At 61.3% G+C, this 16832-nt stretch carries 14 protein-coding genes; 9 read left to right on the top strand and 5 right to left on the bottom strand.

Features of this window, described 5'->3' with window-relative positions; all coding sequences use genetic code 11:
- Positions 1-2: 2 nt before the first annotated feature.
- Positions 3-632 carry a response regulator transcription factor gene (locus BHC62_RS06415; protein WP_029296794.1) on the bottom strand — a complete coding sequence of 210 codons (630 nt, stop codon included), beginning with the start codon at positions 630-632 and terminating at the stop codon, positions 3-5.
- A gap of 137 nt (positions 633-769) precedes the next feature.
- Entirely contained in the window at positions 770-3163 is a 2394-nt protein-coding gene (locus BHC62_RS06410; protein WP_176770968.1) for a PAS domain S-box protein, read from the bottom strand.
- Positions 3164-3224: 61 nt separating this feature from the next.
- On the opposite strand from BHC62_RS06410, the gene BHC62_RS06405 reads away from it, so the two are divergent.
- Complete coding sequence (locus BHC62_RS06405; RefSeq protein ID WP_070994519.1) at positions 3225-4202, top strand: alpha/beta hydrolase family protein; 978 nt, start codon at positions 3225-3227, stop codon at positions 4200-4202.
- Between the two features lie 113 nt (positions 4203-4315).
- Here the strand turns inward: BHC62_RS06405 and BHC62_RS06400 are convergent, their stop codons facing one another.
- The 3 genes from BHC62_RS06400 to BHC62_RS06390 are packed head-to-tail and all read right to left on the bottom strand — an operon-like array spanning position 4316 to position 6781.
- Positions 4316-5083, bottom strand: a complete 768-nt coding sequence (locus BHC62_RS06400; RefSeq protein WP_029296800.1) for a DnaJ domain-containing protein — start codon at positions 5081-5083, stop codon at positions 4316-4318.
- A 1-nt stretch (position 5084) separates the two neighbouring features.
- Complete coding sequence (gene murU / locus BHC62_RS06395) at positions 5085-5759, bottom strand: N-acetylmuramate alpha-1-phosphate uridylyltransferase MurU (RefSeq protein WP_070994518.1); 675 nt, start codon at positions 5757-5759, stop codon at positions 5085-5087.
- Positions 5756-6781, bottom strand: coding sequence for an aminoglycoside phosphotransferase family protein (locus BHC62_RS06390; protein WP_070994517.1), 1026 nt, complete (start codon positions 6779-6781; stop codon positions 5756-5758). The genes murU and BHC62_RS06390 overlap by 4 nt, the downstream gene beginning before the upstream one ends.
- A 130-nt stretch (positions 6782-6911) precedes the next feature.
- On the opposite strand from BHC62_RS06390, the gene BHC62_RS06385 reads away from it, so the two are divergent.
- From BHC62_RS06385 to BHC62_RS06350, 8 genes are all read left to right on the top strand, one after another.
- The gene (locus BHC62_RS06385) at positions 6912-9698 is read left to right on the top strand and encodes an LPS-assembly protein LptD (RefSeq protein WP_070994516.1); all 2787 of its coding nucleotides are present in this window, start codon (positions 6912-6914) and stop codon (positions 9696-9698) included.
- Positions 9679-11013, top strand: coding sequence for a peptidylprolyl isomerase (locus tag BHC62_RS06380; RefSeq protein ID WP_169851218.1), 1335 nt, complete (start codon positions 9679-9681; stop codon positions 11011-11013). The genes BHC62_RS06385 and BHC62_RS06380 overlap by 20 nt, the downstream gene beginning before the upstream one ends.
- A complete protein-coding gene (gene pdxA, locus BHC62_RS06375; RefSeq protein ID WP_070994515.1) occupies positions 11010-11999 on the top strand; it encodes a 4-hydroxythreonine-4-phosphate dehydrogenase PdxA in 990 nt (329 codons plus the stop codon). Before BHC62_RS06380 ends, pdxA begins: the two co-directional genes overlap by 4 nt.
- Complete coding sequence (gene rsmA / locus BHC62_RS06370; protein WP_029296812.1) at positions 11996-12808, top strand: 16S rRNA (adenine(1518)-N(6)/adenine(1519)-N(6))-dimethyltransferase RsmA; 813 nt, start codon at positions 11996-11998, stop codon at positions 12806-12808. Before pdxA ends, rsmA begins: the two co-directional genes overlap by 4 nt.
- 187 nt (positions 12809-12995) lie before the next feature.
- On the top strand, positions 12996-13376 hold the full coding sequence (apaG, locus tag BHC62_RS06365; RefSeq protein ID WP_029296814.1) for a Co2+/Mg2+ efflux protein ApaG: 381 nt from the start codon (positions 12996-12998) through the stop codon (positions 13374-13376).
- Positions 13376-14227 (top strand): symmetrical bis(5'-nucleosyl)-tetraphosphatase, encoded by an 852-nt coding sequence (locus BHC62_RS06360; RefSeq protein ID WP_070994514.1) that lies wholly within the window; start codon positions 13376-13378, stop codon positions 14225-14227. Before apaG ends, BHC62_RS06360 begins: the two co-directional genes overlap by 1 nt.
- Positions 14228-14259: 32 nt before the next feature.
- Positions 14260-14589: a thiosulfate sulfurtransferase GlpE gene (gene glpE, locus BHC62_RS06355; RefSeq protein WP_029296818.1), complete on the top strand. Its 330-nt coding sequence runs from the start codon at positions 14260-14262 to the stop codon at positions 14587-14589.
- A 283-nt stretch (positions 14590-14872) separates the two neighbouring features.
- On the top strand, positions 14873-16795 hold the full coding sequence (locus tag BHC62_RS06350) for a PrkA family serine protein kinase (protein ID WP_017739508.1): 1923 nt from the start codon (positions 14873-14875) through the stop codon (positions 16793-16795).
- The last annotated feature ends 37 nt before the right edge of the window (positions 16796-16832 follow it).

Here is a 16832-nt window from a genome sequence, read left to right as displayed (position 1 = left end):
GCCTACAGGAGTTTGTGCTCCATCGCGTACTTCACCAGTTCTGCCAGGGAGGTGATGTTGAGCTTTTGCATCAACCGCGCCTTGTGGGTGCTGATGGTCTTGCTGCTCAGGGCCAGTTGCTGGGCGATATCGTTGACATTGGCGCCCTGGGCCAAACGCTCGAACACCGAGAATTCACGCTCGGACAACAGCGAATGCAAGGGCCGGGCATCGGTGAGGCCGACTTCGAACACCATGCGGTCGGCCAGGTCCGGGTCGATATAGCGCCCGCCCGCAGCCACCTTGCGAATCGCCGTCAACAGCAGCGCCGGATCACTGTCCTTGGTCGCGTACCCCGCCGCGCCGACCTTAAGCGCCCGAGCGGCCATTTGCGCTTCGTCATGCATCGACAGCACCAGGATCGCCGGCGGATTGTTCAGCGCGCGAATCCGTGCAATCGCTTCCAGGCCATTGACCCCAGGCATCGAGATATCCAGCAACACGACCTCGCATGGTGTATGGCGCAAGGCTTCCAACAGCTGTTCGCCATTCCCCGCCTCGCCCACCACCAGCAGATCCTTGGCCAGGCCGATCAACTGCTTGATGCCTTCACGGACGATGGTGTGGTCTTCGGCTACCAATACGCGGATCACAGGACTTTCCTCTCTATAACGATTAAACGCCGATATTCAAAATGTGGGAGCGGGCTTGCTCGCGAAGGCGGTTTAGCAGCTTATGCATCCGCTGACTGTGACACCGCCATCGCGGGCAAGCCCGCTCCCACAAGGGCCTAGGGCGCATCCAACGGCACCGTCACGCTCAGGGTGGTGCCCTCCCCCAGCTCGCTGTCCAGGCTCAACTGCCCGCCCATGATCAGCACCCGCTCGCGCATACCCACCAGGCCAAACGACACCGGTCGCCCCGGCGCGGCGACAAAGCCTGCGCCATCGTCGCTGATGGTCAGCCGCAGATTGGCGCCCTCCACCGCCAGGGTCAGTTCCACAGTATGCGCCTGGGCATGGCGCATGACATTGGTCAGCGCCTCTTGCAGGATGCGAAACAGGCCGATGGCCTTGGCGTCGCTCAACACCGGAAGGTTATCTGGCACTTGCACCAGGCAAGGGATCTGCGTGCGCGCCTCAAAGCGCCGCGCTTGCCATTCAATGGCCGAGGCAATCCCTGCGTCGAGAATCGGCGGGCGCAGCGCGGTGGCCACATCGCGCACCAGTTGAAACAACTGGGCGATCAGGCGCTTCATGCTGTTCAGGCGCTCGTGCAGGCCGGGGTCCAGTTGCGCGTAGGCCAGCTCGCACATGGAGGTTTCCAGTTTCAGCACCGTGAGCATCTGCCCCAGCTCATCGTGGACTTCGCGGGCAATCCGCGCCTTCTCTTCCTCGCGCACCGTCTCCAGGTGGGCTGACAGCTCGCGCAGTTGCGCACGCGAGGCATCCAGTTCCAATTCAATTCGCTTGCTGTCGCTGATGTCCCAGACGATCCCGTCCCAGACCACCGCCCCATCCTCCAGGCGCCGGGTAACGGCCTTGATCTCGGCCCAGCGCTGCTCGCCCTGGCGAGTGAGGATGCGGCCCTGCCACGACCAGTTACTCTCGCTGTCGATGGCCTGGTCCTGGGTCTGGTGGTAACTGGCGCGGTCATCGGGGTGTACCAGGCTGCGAATCCCCACATCGCGATGGCTGAGCACGGACGGCGAGTAGCCCACCAGGCGCTCGCTGCCTTCACTGATATAGGCGAAGTCGATATCGGCACTCAGCGCCAGCCGCTCCAGGCGAAAGACCATCCCCGGCACATTGGCGGCGATGCCTTGCAAACGCGCTTCACTTTCCTGCAGGGCGGCCAATGCGCGGCGGCGCTCGGTAACGTCGGTGAGGTACACCACCAGGTATTCGCCACCGGCAAAACGCAGGAAACTCAGGGACACATCCGTGGGCAACAGGCTGCCATCCGCACGCAGGCACTGGGTGGCGAAGCTCTGGGGGCCGTCTTCGCTGGCTCGCGCGCGTTTCCACAGGTTCAGCCAGCGGTCCATGCTCAGGTTGGGTTCGAACTCGATCAACGGGCGTTCGATCAGCGCGCCTGGGGCGTAGCCGAGCATGGCTTCGGCGGCGACATTGGCATAGCGCACATGGCTGTCCCAATTGACCCAGAGGATACCCACGGTGCTTTGGTCGATGGAAAACTGGGTCAGGCGCAAGGCTTCGGCACCGGCGGCGCGGGCCGCGCTTTCTTCGCGGGTGGCCAGCAACTGGTGCTCCAGGGCATGTTTTTGCCGGCGCTGCCACACAGCGACCGCCAGGCACGCGAGCAACAGCAGGCCCAGCAGCAGGCTGAGGTTTTGCCAGAACCCCGGAGATTCCGAGAGCCGCGGATATTTGGGTTGCAGCCAACGGGCGTGCAATTGCTCCAACTCACGGGCGGGAATGGCCCGCAGGCCGCTCTCGACAATGTCCGCCAAGGGTGGCCAGTCACGCCGCGCGGCCACCCGCAGCAGTTGCGGCAGGCCAATATCACCTACCACCGCCAGGCCGGCGAATTCGGGCTCGACCGACAACCGACTCAACTGCGCCTCATCGATCACCGCATAGCGCGCCTGCTGGCTGACCAACAATTGCAGGGCCTGGCGCTCCAGGGGCACGCCTTGCAGGTTCAGGTTGGGGTAATTGCTGCGCAGGTATTCGGCCACGGCACTGGGCATGCGCACCGCAACCCGCGAGTGTTCGTCGAGTTTTTCCAGGTCCACTGCGCCGCTGCCGTCACGGATACCCACGATGTGCTGGGGCACACGCATATAGGGGTCGGAAAACAGCCACAGGCGCAGGCCGGCCGGGGTTTGCAGCAGGCCAGGCGCGAGGTCGACCGCGTCCTCACGCAAGGCGTCCTCCAACTGCTCTTGCGTGGGGAAGTTGCGCCAGGTCAGTTCGATATTCAGCGCCTTGGCCAGCGCCTGCATCAGCTCGACATTGGCCCCGGACAAGCGCTGCAGGCGCCGGTCGTATTGTGCGTAGGGCGCCTGCAACACCACACCGACCCGCAGTTGCGGGTGCTGCGCCAGCCACTCGCGCTGCTGGGCACTGAGCACCGCCGGCGGCACCACGGAAGCAGGCGCGGCACTCGCCATCAAGGGAAAGCACAGATAGCCGATAACCAGCAGACAGCGAAAAATCATCATTCACATCTCACATCCAACCCATTAGGCTGCCGGGATCACTTCTGGCCGGGATTCCACTATGCCCCTGCTTCACCGCTCGACACTGCCAGCATTGTGCCTGTCGCTACTGTTTACCAGCACCTTTTGCGTACAGGCGGCTGATACCGCGCCGGCTACCGCCGAAAAGCCACCGGAACGCCAGCCGTTACCCGAGCGCAGCCAAGAAGAAGCCAGCGCCCTGGAGCGGCAATTGCCGCCTCAGGAACAGCAACAGTTACAGGCCGGCGACGAGTCGTTCCTGGCCCTGTGGAAGCCGGCCAACAGCGCCGAGCCGCAAGGTGTGGTGATTATCGTCCCCGGCGCCGGAGAAACGGCTGACTGGCCGCAAGCAATCGGGCCTTTGCGCCAGAAATTGCCGGATGCCGCGTGGGGCAGCCTGAGCCTGTCGCTGCCCGACCTGAGCCTGGACACCCTGCCACCTCGGGTCATGCAGGCGCCCGACGCGGCCGTCGACACCAGCAGCAAGGATGCCAGCAGCGCCGCACCCAAGCCGATCGAACAAGCGGCCAGCGCCGAAGCCGAGGGCACCGACCCGGTCGTGGTTCCCGGCGTGGACGAGCAGGACAAGACCGATGCGACACGGATCTTCGCCCGTATCGATGCCGCTGTCGCCTACGCCCAGTCCCAGAACGCCCGCAGCGTCGTGCTGCTGGGGCACGGCACCGGTGCCTGGTGGGCAGCGCGCTACCTGAGCGAAAAACAACCAGCCCAGGTGCAGAAATTCGTTATGGTCGCCGCGCAGACGCCGGTGGGCCGTCAACCGGACCTGCAACAGTTGGTGCCGGCCTTGAAGTTGGCGACTGCCGATGTCTTCTATCAGGACAGCGCCCTGGCAAGCAAACTGGCGCTCGAACGCGGCCAGGCGAGCAAGCGGCTGAAGAATGACAACTATAAGCAGGTGTCGTTGAAGACGATCCCCGGCAATAGCGCAGCGGCCCAGGAACAGTTGTACCGGCGGATTCGCGGCTGGTTGAGCCCGCAAAACAGCGCAAGCTGATCCCCTCCTTGTAGGAGCGAGCTTGCTCGCGAAAAACCTGAGGTCGCCGCGTTTAGCCAGAATAAACGCATTGAGCTTACGTTTTTCGCGAGCAAGCTCGCTCCTACAGGGGCTCAGCGGAAATTGCGCTGCTCGCGAATGATCGTGTAGGCACTATGCAGTTCCCGCGTACGTTCCGTGGCCTCGCGTACCTGCGCGGGGCTGGCGCCGCTGCCGGCAATCTTGTCCGGGTGATGACGGCTGAGCAGCCGTCGATAGGCACGCTTGATGACCGCCGGCTCAGTAGTCGCGCTGACCCCGAGAATCCGAAGCGCGTCCTGGTAAGTGCCGCCGCGAGTAGCCAGGGGTTTACGCTCCGGCTCGTAGTCATGGGCCAGTGCCTGGATCTGTTGTGGCGTCCACCCCAGCCATTTGCCCCATAGCGCGATCAGGTCGCGCTCGGCGAGGCTGGCCTTGCCGTCAGCCCAAACCATGCGCCAGCAAGCACGCAGCACACCTTCGGCCGCATGGGGCTGGGACTTGAGCACACGCAGGTAACTGCGCACACGATCGGTCCCCGACTTGCCCCGATTGAACGCCGCGATCGCCCGGCGCTGGGCCGGCTCGGTCATATCCAGCGAGCGCATCTCCACCCGCGCCTGCTGGATATGCCCGTCCACCACCCGCCCGTTGCTCTTGGCCAGGCGGCCGAGCAACACAAACAGCAATTCGTCATTACGCAGCGCCGGTCGGCCGCCCAGGCGCTCGCGCAGATGCGCCCAACTGCGCAATTGCAGGCGCCGATCCAGCGCCTGGCCCAATAGCGCGCCCAACATGGCCCCCGGAATACTGGCGATGGCAAACCCCGCCCCGGCTCCGATCAGAGTCCCTGGCCACAGCATCTTACTGGCCCACGGTCAGCAGACTTTCAACCTGCGCCAGGCGCTCCAGCGTACCGACGTCAATCCAGCGTCCATCCATGTGCTCCCCCGAAACCAAGCCTTGAGCCATCGCCGTGCGCAACAAGGGCGCCAGCTTGAAGGCACCGGCGCTGCAACCCGCGAACAACTTGGGATGCAGCAGCGAAATGCCACTGAAGGTCAGGTTATCGGCATCGGGCGCGGCATCATGAAGCAAACCGTCCTTGATATAGAAATCGCCACCGCTGGGGTGATGAGGCGGGTTGTCGACCATCACCAAGTGCGCGAGGCCGCTCAAGGGCTGCTTGAGGCGGGCGAAGTCGTAGTCGGTCCAGATATCGCCATTGACCACTAGGAACGGCTCGTCCCCCAGCAGGGGCAGGGCCTGGAAAATCCCGCCTCCGGTTTCCAGCGGTTCGCCTTCGGGCGAATACTGGATGCGCACGCCGTATTGCGCGCCATTGCCCAGGTAACTCTCGATTTGCTGGCCCAGCCAGGCATGGTTGATGACGATTTCGGTGAATCCGGCTTTCGCCAGCGCCTCCAGGTGATACTCGATCAGGCGCTTGCCACCGGCCTGGACCAGTGGCTTGGGGGTGTGCAGGGTAAGCGGACGCATCCGCTCGCCCTTGCCGGCCGCCAGGATCATGGCCTTCATACGTGGGCCTCGACCGGTTGGCGCAGGCTGGACAGCAACTCGCCCAGGTCGGCCAGTTCCGGGCGATCAGCCAGCACCGCGTCTATATAGGCAAAGAAGCGCGGCACGTCCGCCAGGTAGCGCGGCTTGCCATCACGGTGGCAGATACGCGCGAAGATCCCGATGACCTTGAGGTGACGCTGCACCCCCATCAAGTCGCTGGCACGCAGGAAGTCTTCAACATCCGCCTGTACCGGGATGCCCAACTGGCCAGCACGTTCCCAGTAACCACGCTGCCATTCACGCACCCGCGCTTGGGGCCAACTGAGGAAGGCGTCCTTGAACAGGCAGGTAATGTCGTAGGTCACAGGGCCGTAGACCGCATCCTGGAAGTCCAGCACGCCAGGGTTCGGCACGCTGATCATCAGGTTGCGCGGCATATAGTCGCGATGCACCAGGACCTTGGGCTGGGCCAGGGCGCTCTCGATCAGCAATTGGCTGACCCGCTGCCATAGCGCCGCCTGTTGCTCATCGAACTCAATGCCCAGGTGCCGGCGCACGTACCATTCGGGGAACAACTCCAACTCCCGGCGCAACAACGGCACGTCGTAGCTGGGCAACCCGGCGTCCATCGGCAATTGCTGGAAAGCCAGCAACGCGTCGATGGCCTCGGCAAACAATTGGTCGGCATTTTCACCGTCGATCACATCCAGGTAGGTGTTTTTGCCCAGGTCATTGAGCAAAAGAAAGCCTTGGGACAGATCTTCGGCATAAATTTGTGGAACATTTATTCCCGATTTGGCCAACATTCGTGCGATATCGACGAAAGGTTTGCAGTTTTCCTGGGGGGGTGGGGCATCCATCACGACGAATGTGCGACCTTCACCTTCCCAACGGAAGTACCGTCTGAAACTCGCGTCGCTGCTGGCCGCAGTCAATGTAGCCGGGGGTACGGGCCCCCAACCCTGGGCATGGAAAAGCTCGGGTAACTGCTGATCAAGCCAGACTTTCAGGTGTTGCAAACGTAGATCTTGGTCGGGCATTACAAGGGTCTCCGACGGCGCTAGCCGTCAAGCGGGTCATGCTTTATTATCACGCATCTTTTTCAGACCATCGAGAGGCGTGCGGCCCACACCGCGGGCAGATGGCACGCAGGAAGCCCGGACTAATAAGATGGCATTGAAATCCCCCGCGTTTCGTAGAAAATTTCCGTTGCTGGTAACCGGCAGTCTGCTGGCCATGCAACCTTTCGCCACCTCATTCGTGGTCGCCGCGGAACAGTATGACTGCTCAGTCTCTGCTTCGGGTGCCTGGGATTGCGCGCCGAAAGCCAGCGCAGCCCCTTTGCCACCGCGTCCGGTGCATGACGGCAGTGCCGTCAGCTCGGCCAACGGCACGCCGCAAGGCGAAGCTGCTGGTACCGAAGCCGTGCCGCAGACCACGCTGGTCACCGAATCCAAGGGCCGTGGCCTGCGCTCGCGCAGCGCCGACTACAGCCACCTGGACTGGGTCCCTCGCGAGAAACTCACCGCAGCGCAACTGGCCGAAACCGGTCCTTATTGCGCCGGTGCGTACATCGAGCCGATCCGTCCTGGCATGAACGACAAGACGGACAAGAGCGACGCGCCGACCTTCATCGGTGCCAAAGCCTCTCGTTACGAGCAGGAAACCCAAGTCGCAACCCTGGCCGGTGACGTAGTCATGCGCCAGGGCAGCATGCAGGTCGAGGCCCAAGAGGCCAGCCTGTACCAGGCCGAGAACCGTGGCGAGCTGAACGGCAACGTGCGTATGCGCGATAACGGCGCGCTGATCGTCGGCGACCACGCCCAGGTCCAGCTGGACACCGGTGCGGCCCAGATCGACAACGCCGAATACGTGATGCACAAATCGCGCATCCGCGGTAACGCGCTGTACGCCAAGCGTGCCGAAAACGCGATCATCCGCCTCAAGGATGGTACGTACACCACCTGCGAGCCGGACAGCAATGCCTGGCAACTGCGTGGCAACAACATCACGTTGAACCCGGCCACCGGCTTCGGTACGGCGACCAACGCGACGTTGCGGGTCAAGAACATCCCGATCCTGTACACCCCGTACATCTACTTCCCGATTGACGATCGTCGTCAATCCGGCTTCCTGCCGCCGAGCTTCAGCTCGGGTGGGGAAAGTGGCTTTACTCTGGTGACGCCTTACTACTTCAACCTGGCGCCGAACTACGATGCCACGTTGTACCCGCAGTACATGACCAAGCGCGGCATGTTGATGGAAGGCGAGTTCCGCTACCTCACCAAGTCCAGCGAAGGTCAGTTCGGCGGCGCGTATCTGAACGATGACAGCGACGAACGGAAGAAACAGAGCGACTACAACAAAACCCGCTATATGCTCAATTGGCAGCATAAGGGTGGGTTGGATTCGCGGCTGTTGACTGAGATCGACTACACCAAGATCAGCGATCCGTTCTACTTCCAGGATTTGAAGTCCAACCAGATTGGCGTTGAGTCTCGTGAGTTCGTCAACCAGCAAGGCAGTGCCAGCTATCGCGGCGATACCTATACCGCTCAGTTGAATGTACAAGCCTACGAGTTGGCGACGATCTCCCAGATCACTCCGTACAACCGGTTGCCGCAGTTAACCATCAATGGTGCACTGCCTTACCGTCCTGGCGGACTGTACTTTGCTTATGACGCCGAGGCCGTCCGGTTTGATCGGGATCTGAGGACTGGCAATATCTTCAATAAAGACGGAGGCCCGTTCCCTGACGGCGAACGCCGTCTGGATACATATGTAACTGGGTTGACCCGTGCCAACGGCACTCGATTGAACGTAGCACCAAGCATTTCGCTACCGATGACCTCGAGTTACGGCTTCATCACGCCAAAGCTCAAATACGCCTATACCAAGTATGACCTGGACCTTGACGGCACTGGCAAGGCCGATATGGCTCGCGCGGGCCAGGACTTCAAGAGTTCTCAAGATCGCTCCATTCCGATCGCCAGTGTCGATAGCGGGCTGTTTTTCGACCGCAGCACCCAATGGTTTGGCAAGGACTACACCCAAACCCTGGAGCCGCGCCTGTTCTATCTCTATGTTCCAGAGAAAGACCAGTCCGATATCCCGGTGTTCGATAGCAGCGAAACCACGTTCAACTACAACTCGCTGTTCCGCGACAACCGCTTCTCGGGCACTGACCGGATCGGTGACGAAAACAAACTGTCGCTGGGCCTGACCAGCCGCTGGATCGAAGACAACGGCTTTGAGCGTCAGCGTGTCGCCATCGGCCAAGCGTTGTACTTCAAGGACCGCGAGGTTCAACTGCCTGGCATCGTGGCTGCCGATCGCGCCGACTCCCGGTCGGACGTCTCGCCAATCGCCCTGGACTACGAGTTCCGCTTCAACCGCGACTGGCGCGCGACCGCCGACTACAACTGGGACACCGAGGAGCACTCCGCACGCTCCGGCAGCGCGATGTTCCACTACCAGCCGGAAGACAACCTGAACAAGGTGATCAACGTCGGTTATCGCTATCGCAATGACCAGGTGGTCTACAACCAACTGACCGGTAAATGGCAGTTTGGCGGCGACTACGGGACAGCAGGGCAACCGAACTTCGTGAAGGATTACTACAAAATCCAGCAACACGACTTCTCGATGATGTGGCCGATCGTTCCACAGTGGAACCTGATCACCCGCTGGCAGTATGACTATGCACGCAACCGTACCCTGGAAGCCTTCGGTGGTTTCGAGTACGACAACTGCTGCTGGAAACTGCGTGTGATCAACCGTTATTGGGTTTCCAACGACGAATACACCCAGATCGCCCCACAGAACGAAAAAGGCGACCACGGGCTCTTCCTCCAAATCGTCCTCAAGGGACTCGGCGGCCTGACTGGCGCCAAGGTAGAGAGCTTCCTCGACAAAGGCATCCAAGGTTATCGTGAACGTGAAGATCAAGCTTTCTGATTGTCTGCGCCCGCTGATGCTGGGCGCGTTGTTCCTGGGTACTGCAGCGGCGCACGCTGCAGTGCAACCGTTGGACAAAGTAGTGGCCATCGTCGATAACGACGTGATCATGCAGAGCCAACTCGACCAACGGGTCAAGGAAGTTCAGCAAACCATCGCCAAGCGTGGCGGTGGCGTGCCGCCGACCAGCGTCCTGGACCAACAGGTGCTGGAACGCCTGATCGTCGAAAACCTGCAACTGCAGATTGGCGACCGCTCCGGCATCCGCATCACCGACGAAGAGCTGAACCAGGCCGTCGGCACCATCGCTCAACGCAACAACATGAGCATTGATCAGTTCCGCGCGGCCCTGGCTCGTGATGGCCTCTCCTATGAGGACGCCCGTGACCAGATCCGCCGCGAAATGATCATCAGCCGTGTGCGCCAGCGCCGTGTGGCCGAACGCGTGCAGGTCTCTGAGCAGGAAGTGAAGAACTTCCTGGCCTCGGACCTGGGCAAGATGCAGCTCTCCGAAGAACTGCATCTGGCCAATATCCTGATCCCGACGCCAGACAGCGCCAACGCCGAGCAACTCAATGCTGCAGCGGCCAAGACCCAGGCGATCTACGACCGCCTCAAGGCCGGTGCTGACTTTGCCCAGATGGCCATTGCCCAATCCGGCAGCGATAACGCCCTCGAAGGCGGTGATATGGGCTGGCGTAAAGCTGCTCAATTGCCACCACCGTTTGACCGTGAGCTGAGCGCCATGGAAGTGGGTGGTATCACCCAACCTGCGCGTACGCCGGGTGGTTTCATCATTCTGAAATTGCTGGAGCGTCGCGGCGGTGAGGCTTCGTTGAAAGACGAAGTGCATGTCCGCCATATCCTGGTCAAGCCGAGCGAGATTCGCACCGAGGCTCAAACCAAGGAACTGGCGCAAAAGATCTATGAGCGCATCGAAGGCGGTGAAGACTTCGCCACCTTGGCCAAAAGCTTCTCGGAAGACCCGGGTTCTGCCCTCAACGGCGGCGACCTTAACTGGATCGACCCACGCGCCCTGGTGCCCGAGTTCCAGCAAGTCATGAACGATACGCCGCAAGGCGTGCTGTCCAAGCCGTTCAAGACCCAATATGGCTGGCACGTCCTGGAAGTCCTTGGCCGCCGCGCCACCGACAACACCACCCAGGCTCGTGAGCAACAAGCGCTGACTGTACTGCGTAACCGCAAGTACGACGAAGAGCTGCAAACCTGGTTGCGTCAGATCCGTGACGAAGCCTACGTGGAAAACAAGCTTCCTGGCGCCGACACAACAGGCACCGACCAGGCAGCCCAGTGAAACCCCAGCGTTTCGCGTTGACACCCGGCGAGCCGGCCGGCATAGGTCCAGACCTGTGCCTGCTGCTCGCCTCGCAAGCTCAGCCCCACCCCCTGATTGCCATTACCAGCCGCGACCTGCTCCTTGAGCGGGCCGCGCAGTTGGGCGCGGCTGTCAACCTGCTGGACGCCGCACCGGGCAACTGGCCCAACCTGCCGGCACCCGCGGGCAGCCTGTATGTATGGGATACCCCGCTGCAAGCCAAGGTGGTCGCCGGGCATCTGGACAAGGCCAATGCGGCCTTTGTGCTGGAGACCCTGACCCGTGCCGGGCAAGGCTGCATCGACGGCGACTTCGCCGGGATGATCACAGCGCCGGTGCATAAAGGCGTGATCAACGAAGCCGGTATCGCCTTCTCCGGTCACACGGAGTTTCTTGCCGAGCTGACCCACACCGAACAAGTGGTGATGATGCTGGCAACCCGCGGCCTGCGCGTGGCACTGGTGACCACTCACCTGCCCTTGCGCCAGATTGCCGATGCCATCACCCCAGAACGCCTGGAGCGCGTAACGCGCATCCTGCACGCTGACTTGCAACATAAGTTCGGCATCGCCCAGCCACGGATCCTGGTGTGCGGCCTCAACCCCCACGCGGGTGAAGGCGGCCACCTGGGCCACGAAGAAATCGACATCATCGAACCAACCCTGGAGCGTCTGCGCCAAGAAGGCATGGACCTGCGTGGCCCACTGCCTGCGGACACTCTGTTTACCCCCAAATATCTGGAGCACTGCGACGCAGTGCTGGCGATGTACCATGACCAGGGGCTGCCCGTGCTGAAATACAAAGGTTTCGGCGCCGCAGTCAACGTGACACTGGGCCTGCCGATCATTCGCACCTCCGTCGACCATGGCACCGCCCTGGACCTGGCGGGTAGCGGCAAGATCGATACCGGTAGCCTGCACGTGGCCCTGGAAACCGCCTATCAGATGGCCGAGACCCGTATATGACCGAGCATTACCAACACCGGGCGCGCAAGCGCTTCGGGCAAAACTTCCTGCACGATGCTGGCGTTATCGACCGTATCCTGCGCTCCATCCATGCCAAGCCCGAAGACCGCCTGCTGGAAATCGGCCCGGGCCAGGGCGCACTCACCCAGGGCCTGCTCAATAGTGGCGGCCAGCTGGATGTGATTGAGCTGGACAAGGACCTGGTTCCGATCCTCAACCAGCAGTTTGCCGGCAAGTCCAACTTCAACCTGCACCAAGGCGACGCGTTGAAGTTCGACTTCAACAGCCTCAATGCCGCCCCCCACAGCCTGCGAGTGGTCGGCAACCTGCCATACAACATCTCCACGCCGCTGATCTTCCACCTGCTGAACAACGCCGGGATCATCCGCGACATGCATTTCATGTTGCAGAAAGAAGTGGTCGAACGTCTTGCGGCCGGTCCTGGCGGCGGTGATTGGGGTCGTCTGTCGATCATGGTTCAGTACCACTGCCGGGTCGAGCACCTGTTCAATGTGGGGCCGGGCGCGTTCAATCCACCGCCAAAAGTTGATTCGGCGATTGTGCGCCTGGTGCCACACGCCGTGCTGCCGCATCCGGCCAAGGATCATCGCCTGCTGGAGCGAGTGGTGCGTGAAGCGTTCAACCAGCGGCGCAAGACCTTGCGCAATACACTCAAGGCGCTGTTGAGCAACGCCGAGATCGAAGCGGCCGGTGTCGACGGCAGCCTGCGCCCGGAGCAGTTGGACCTGGCCGCGTTCGTACGCTTGGCCGACCAGCTAGCGATTCAGCCGGCACCCACTGCCGACTGACACAGCTCCATCGCCGGCAAGCCGGCGCCTACAGACACACACCGCGCCATCTGTAGGAGCTGGCTTGCCAGCGATAGCGATCTCAGGATTATCCACGGCCAGACAGCATGTCTGGCCTAGTGCCCACCTCATGGCCTAGACTGATCCGCATCTGCTGTCCTCCGCTTTTGCTCTTAAGGCCTCTTGCATGTCCGATCCTCGCTATCAGATCGACGTCAGCGTCGTCACCCGCTTCCTGGCGGAACAATCGCAACCCGAACAGAACCGCTACGCCTTTGCCTACACCGTCACGGTGAAGAACAACGGCCAAGTGCCCGCCAAGCTGCTGTCGCGTCATTGGGTGATCACCGACGGTGACGGCCATGTCGAAGAAGTGCGCGGTGCCGGCGTCATCGGCCAACAGCCACTGATCGACAGCGGCGCCAGCCACACCTACAGCAGCGGCACCGTGATGACCTCCAAGGTCGGCACGATGCAGGGCAGCTACCAGATGCTGGCCGAAGACGGCGAACATTTCGACGCCATCATTGCCCCCTTCCGCCTGGCGGTGCCGGGAGCCCTGCACTGATGGCAGCCTATGCTGTCGGCGACCTGCAAGGTTGCCTGGAGCCGCTTAAATGCCTGCTTGAACGCGTAGCCTTCGACCCGGCCGAAGATCGGCTGTGGCTGGTGGGCGACTTGGTCAACCGTGGGCCGCAATCCCTGGAGACCCTGCGCTACCTGTATCGCCTGCGCGATTCCCTGGTCTGCGTGCTGGGCAACCACGACCTGCACCTACTGGCGGCCGGCAATAACATCGAGCGTCTGAAAAAGGGCGACACCCTGCGGGAAATCCTCGAGGCCCCGGATCGCGCCGAGCTGCTCGACTGGCTGCGCCGGCAAAAGCTCGTCCATTACGATGAAAGCCGTAATACCGCCCTGGTGCATGCTGGCATCCCGCCGCAGTGGACCCTGAAAAAAGCCCTCAAATGTGCCGCCGAAGTCGAAACCGTCCTGGCCGATGACACCCTGTTCGCCACCTATCTGGACGGCATGTACGGCAATGAGCCAGTGAAGTGGGATAACGACCTGACCGGCATCACCCGCCTGCGGGTCATTACCAACTACTTCACGCGCATGCGCTTCTGCACCGCCGAAGGCAAACTCGACCTCAAGAGCAAGGAAGGCGCCGAAACCGCCCTGCCCGGCTACAAACCCTGGTTCGCCCACAAGGAGCGCAAGACCCGCGACACGAAGATCATCTTCGGTCACTGGGCCGCCCTTGAAGGCCATTGCGACGAGCCCGGCGTCTTCGCCCTCGACACCGGTTGTGTGTGGGGCGGGGCCATGACCTTGATGAACATCGATACCGGCGAGCGTCTGAGCTGCCAGTGTGAATCTCCCCTTCCCATAACACAGCCGGCTGCCGCCAAGCGCTAGACGCCGCTTGCCGCACGCCCAAGGAGCCCGCCATGACCGAATTCAAACGTATCCCCCCCGAACAAGCCCAGGCCCTGCGCGAGCAAGGCGCCGTGGTGGTGGATATCCGTGACCAGCCTACTTACGCCGCCGCCCACATCAGCGGGGCCAAGCATTTGGACAACGTCAATATCGCCGACTTCATCCGCGCAGCCGACCTCGACGCGCCACTGATAGTGGCCTGCTATCACGGTAACTCCAGCCAGAGCGCTGCCGCCTATCTGGTCAGCCAGGGCTTCTCCGATGTCTACAGCCTGGACGGTGGCTTTGAGCTATGGCGTACGACCTATCCTGCAGAAATTGCCACAGGCGATTCGCAATAATTTTTTTCAAACCCCGCTACCCCGCGTGACGCTTGGGCTCGCGCCGATTCTGACGAACGGTGCGCCCAAACTAATTCGGCATCTCGCCTTGACCTCCCGGATTCCCAACTATCATTAAGCGCAGGCCATCCAAAACAGGGGAGAGCCGGTACACCGGCGTGCGGGTCATCGGTAGCGTTTCAGGGTGTTCTGGGGGGAAATGGCCACGGCAAGCGCCACTGGCTGCCAGCATCGACTGATTGATCCGGCGTCGGCTCCACGTATCGAGCGAGGTGACGACGTCATGAGTATTTTTAGCCACTTCCAACAACGCTTCGAGTCCACACAGCAGGAAGAGCTCACGCTGCAAGAGTATCTTGAGCTGTGCAAAAAGGACCGCAGCACCTACGCGTCTGCCGCCGAACGCCTGCTACTGGCGATTGGCGAGCCGGAGCTGGTAGACACCTCCAACAATTCGCGACTGTCGCGAATATTCTCCAACAAGGTGATCCGCCGCTACCCGGCCTTTGAAGACTTCCATGGCATGGAAGAATGCATCGACCAGATCGTCTCCTACTTCCGCCATGCCGCCCAAGGACTGGAAGAGAAGAAACAGATCCTCTACCTTCTCGGCCCGGTGGGCGGCGGTAAATCTTCCCTGGCCGAAAAACTCAAGCAACTGATCGAAAAGGTGCCGTTCTACGCGATCAAGGGCTCCCCGGTGTTCGAGTCGCCCCTGGGCCTGTTCAACGCCACGGAAGATGGCGCGATCCTCGAGGAAGACTTCGGCATCCCGCGCCGCTATCTCAATACCATCATGTCGCCCTGGGCCACCAAGCGCCTGGCCGAGTTTGGCGGCGATATCAGCCAGTTCCGGGTGGTCAAACTCTACCCGTCGATCCTCAACCAGATCGGCGTCGCCAAGACCGAACCAGGGGATGAAAACAACCAGGACATTTCGGCGCTGGTGGGCAAGGTCGATATCCGCAAGCTGGAAGAATTCCCGCAGAACGACGCCGATGCCTACAGCTACTCAGGCGCACTGTGCCGGGCGAACCAGGGCCTGATGGAGTTCGTGGAGATGTTCAAGGCGCCGATCAAGGTGCTGCACCCACTGCTCACCGCGACCCAGGAAGGCAACTACAACAGTACCGAAGGCCTGGGGGCGATTCCGTTCACCGGTATCCTGCTGGCCCACTCCAACGAATCGGAATGGCACACCTTCCGCAACAACAAGAACAACGAAGCCTTCATCGACCGGATCTATATCGTCAAGGTGCCGTACTGCCTGCGGGTCAGCGATGAAATCAAGATCTACGACAAGTTGCTGTTCAACAGCTCCCTGGCCAAGGCCCATTGCGCGCCAGACACCCTGAAGATGCTCGCCCAGTTCACCGTGCTGTCGCGCCTCAAGGAGCCGGAAAACTCGAATATCTACTCGAAAATGCGCGTCTACGACGGGGAAAACCTCAAGGACACCGACCCCAAGGCCAAGTCGATCCAGGAGTACCGCGATACGGCGGGCGTGGATGAGGGCATGAACGGCCTGTCGACCCGCTTCGCGTTCAAGATCCTGTCCAAGGTCTTCAACTTCGACCCCCATGAGATCGCTGCCAACCCGGTGCACCTGCTCTATGTACTGGAGCAGCAGATCGAACAGGAGCAATTCCAGGCCGAAACCCGCGAGCGCTACCTGCGCTTCCTCAAGGAGTACCTGGCGCCGCGTTATATCGAGTTCATCGGCAAGGAAATCCAGACTGCTTACCTGGAGTCCTACAGCGAATACGGGCAGAACATCTTCGATCGCTATGTGCTTTACGCAGATTTCTGGATCCAGGACCAGGAATACCGTGACCCGGAAACCGGCGAGATCCTCAACCGCGTAGCCCTCAACGAGGAACTGGAGAAGATCGAAAAACCGGCCGGCATCAGCAATCCGAAGGATTTCCGCAACGAAATCGTCAACTTCGTACTGCGCGCCCGGGCCAACAACAACGGCAAGAACCCTACCTGGCTCAGCTACGAGAAGCTGCGGGTGGTCATCGAGAAGAAAATGTTCTCCAACACCGAGGACCTGCTGCCAGTCATCAGCTTCAACGCCAAGGCCAGCAAGGAGGACCAGCAAAAACACAACGACTTCGTCACACGAATGGTCGAGCGTGGCTACACCGACAAACAGGTACGGCTGCTTTCCGAGTGGTACCTGCGGGTTCGCAAATCGCAGTAAGGCAGCGACAGGCGCGCGCTGCCGGGCCCCAGGCCTG

It is taken from the genome of Pseudomonas sp. 06C 126, assembly GCF_001855215.1.
Classification (GTDB): Bacteria; Pseudomonadota; Gammaproteobacteria; order Pseudomonadales; family Pseudomonadaceae; genus Aquipseudomonas; species Aquipseudomonas proteolytica.
The sequence above is the reverse complement of the archived record's forward strand: the minus strand, read 5'-3'. Positions and strand labels throughout refer to the sequence as shown.

Bases quoted from the DNA above. Each gene is read 5' to 3' on its own strand.
- BHC62_RS06410 (WP_176770968.1), bottom strand. From the start codon at position 3,163: ATGATTTTTCGCTGTCTGCTGGTTATCGGCTATCTGTGCTTTCCCTTG.
- BHC62_RS06405 (WP_070994519.1), top strand. From the start codon at position 3,225: ATGCCCCTGCTTCACCGCTCGACACTGCCAGCATTGTGCCTGTCGCTA.
- BHC62_RS06400 (WP_029296800.1), bottom strand. From the start codon at position 5,083: ATGCTGTGGCCAGGGACTCTGATCGGAGCCGGGGCGGGGTTTGCCATC.
- murU (WP_070994518.1), bottom strand. From the start codon at position 5,759: ATGAAGGCCATGATCCTGGCGGCCGGCAAGGGCGAGCGGATGCGTCCG.
- BHC62_RS06390 (WP_070994517.1), bottom strand. From the start codon at position 6,781: ATGCCCGACCAAGATCTACGTTTGCAACACCTGAAAGTCTGGCTTGAT.
- BHC62_RS06385 (WP_070994516.1), top strand. From the start codon at position 6,912: ATGGCATTGAAATCCCCCGCGTTTCGTAGAAAATTTCCGTTGCTGGTA.
- rsmA (WP_029296812.1), top strand. From the start codon at position 11,996: ATGACCGAGCATTACCAACACCGGGCGCGCAAGCGCTTCGGGCAAAAC.
- apaG (WP_029296814.1), top strand. From the start codon at position 12,996: ATGTCCGATCCTCGCTATCAGATCGACGTCAGCGTCGTCACCCGCTTC.
- BHC62_RS06360 (WP_070994514.1), top strand. From the start codon at position 13,376: ATGGCAGCCTATGCTGTCGGCGACCTGCAAGGTTGCCTGGAGCCGCTT.
- glpE (WP_029296818.1), top strand. From the start codon at position 14,260: ATGACCGAATTCAAACGTATCCCCCCCGAACAAGCCCAGGCCCTGCGC.
- BHC62_RS06350 (WP_017739508.1), top strand. From the start codon at position 14,873: ATGAGTATTTTTAGCCACTTCCAACAACGCTTCGAGTCCACACAGCAG.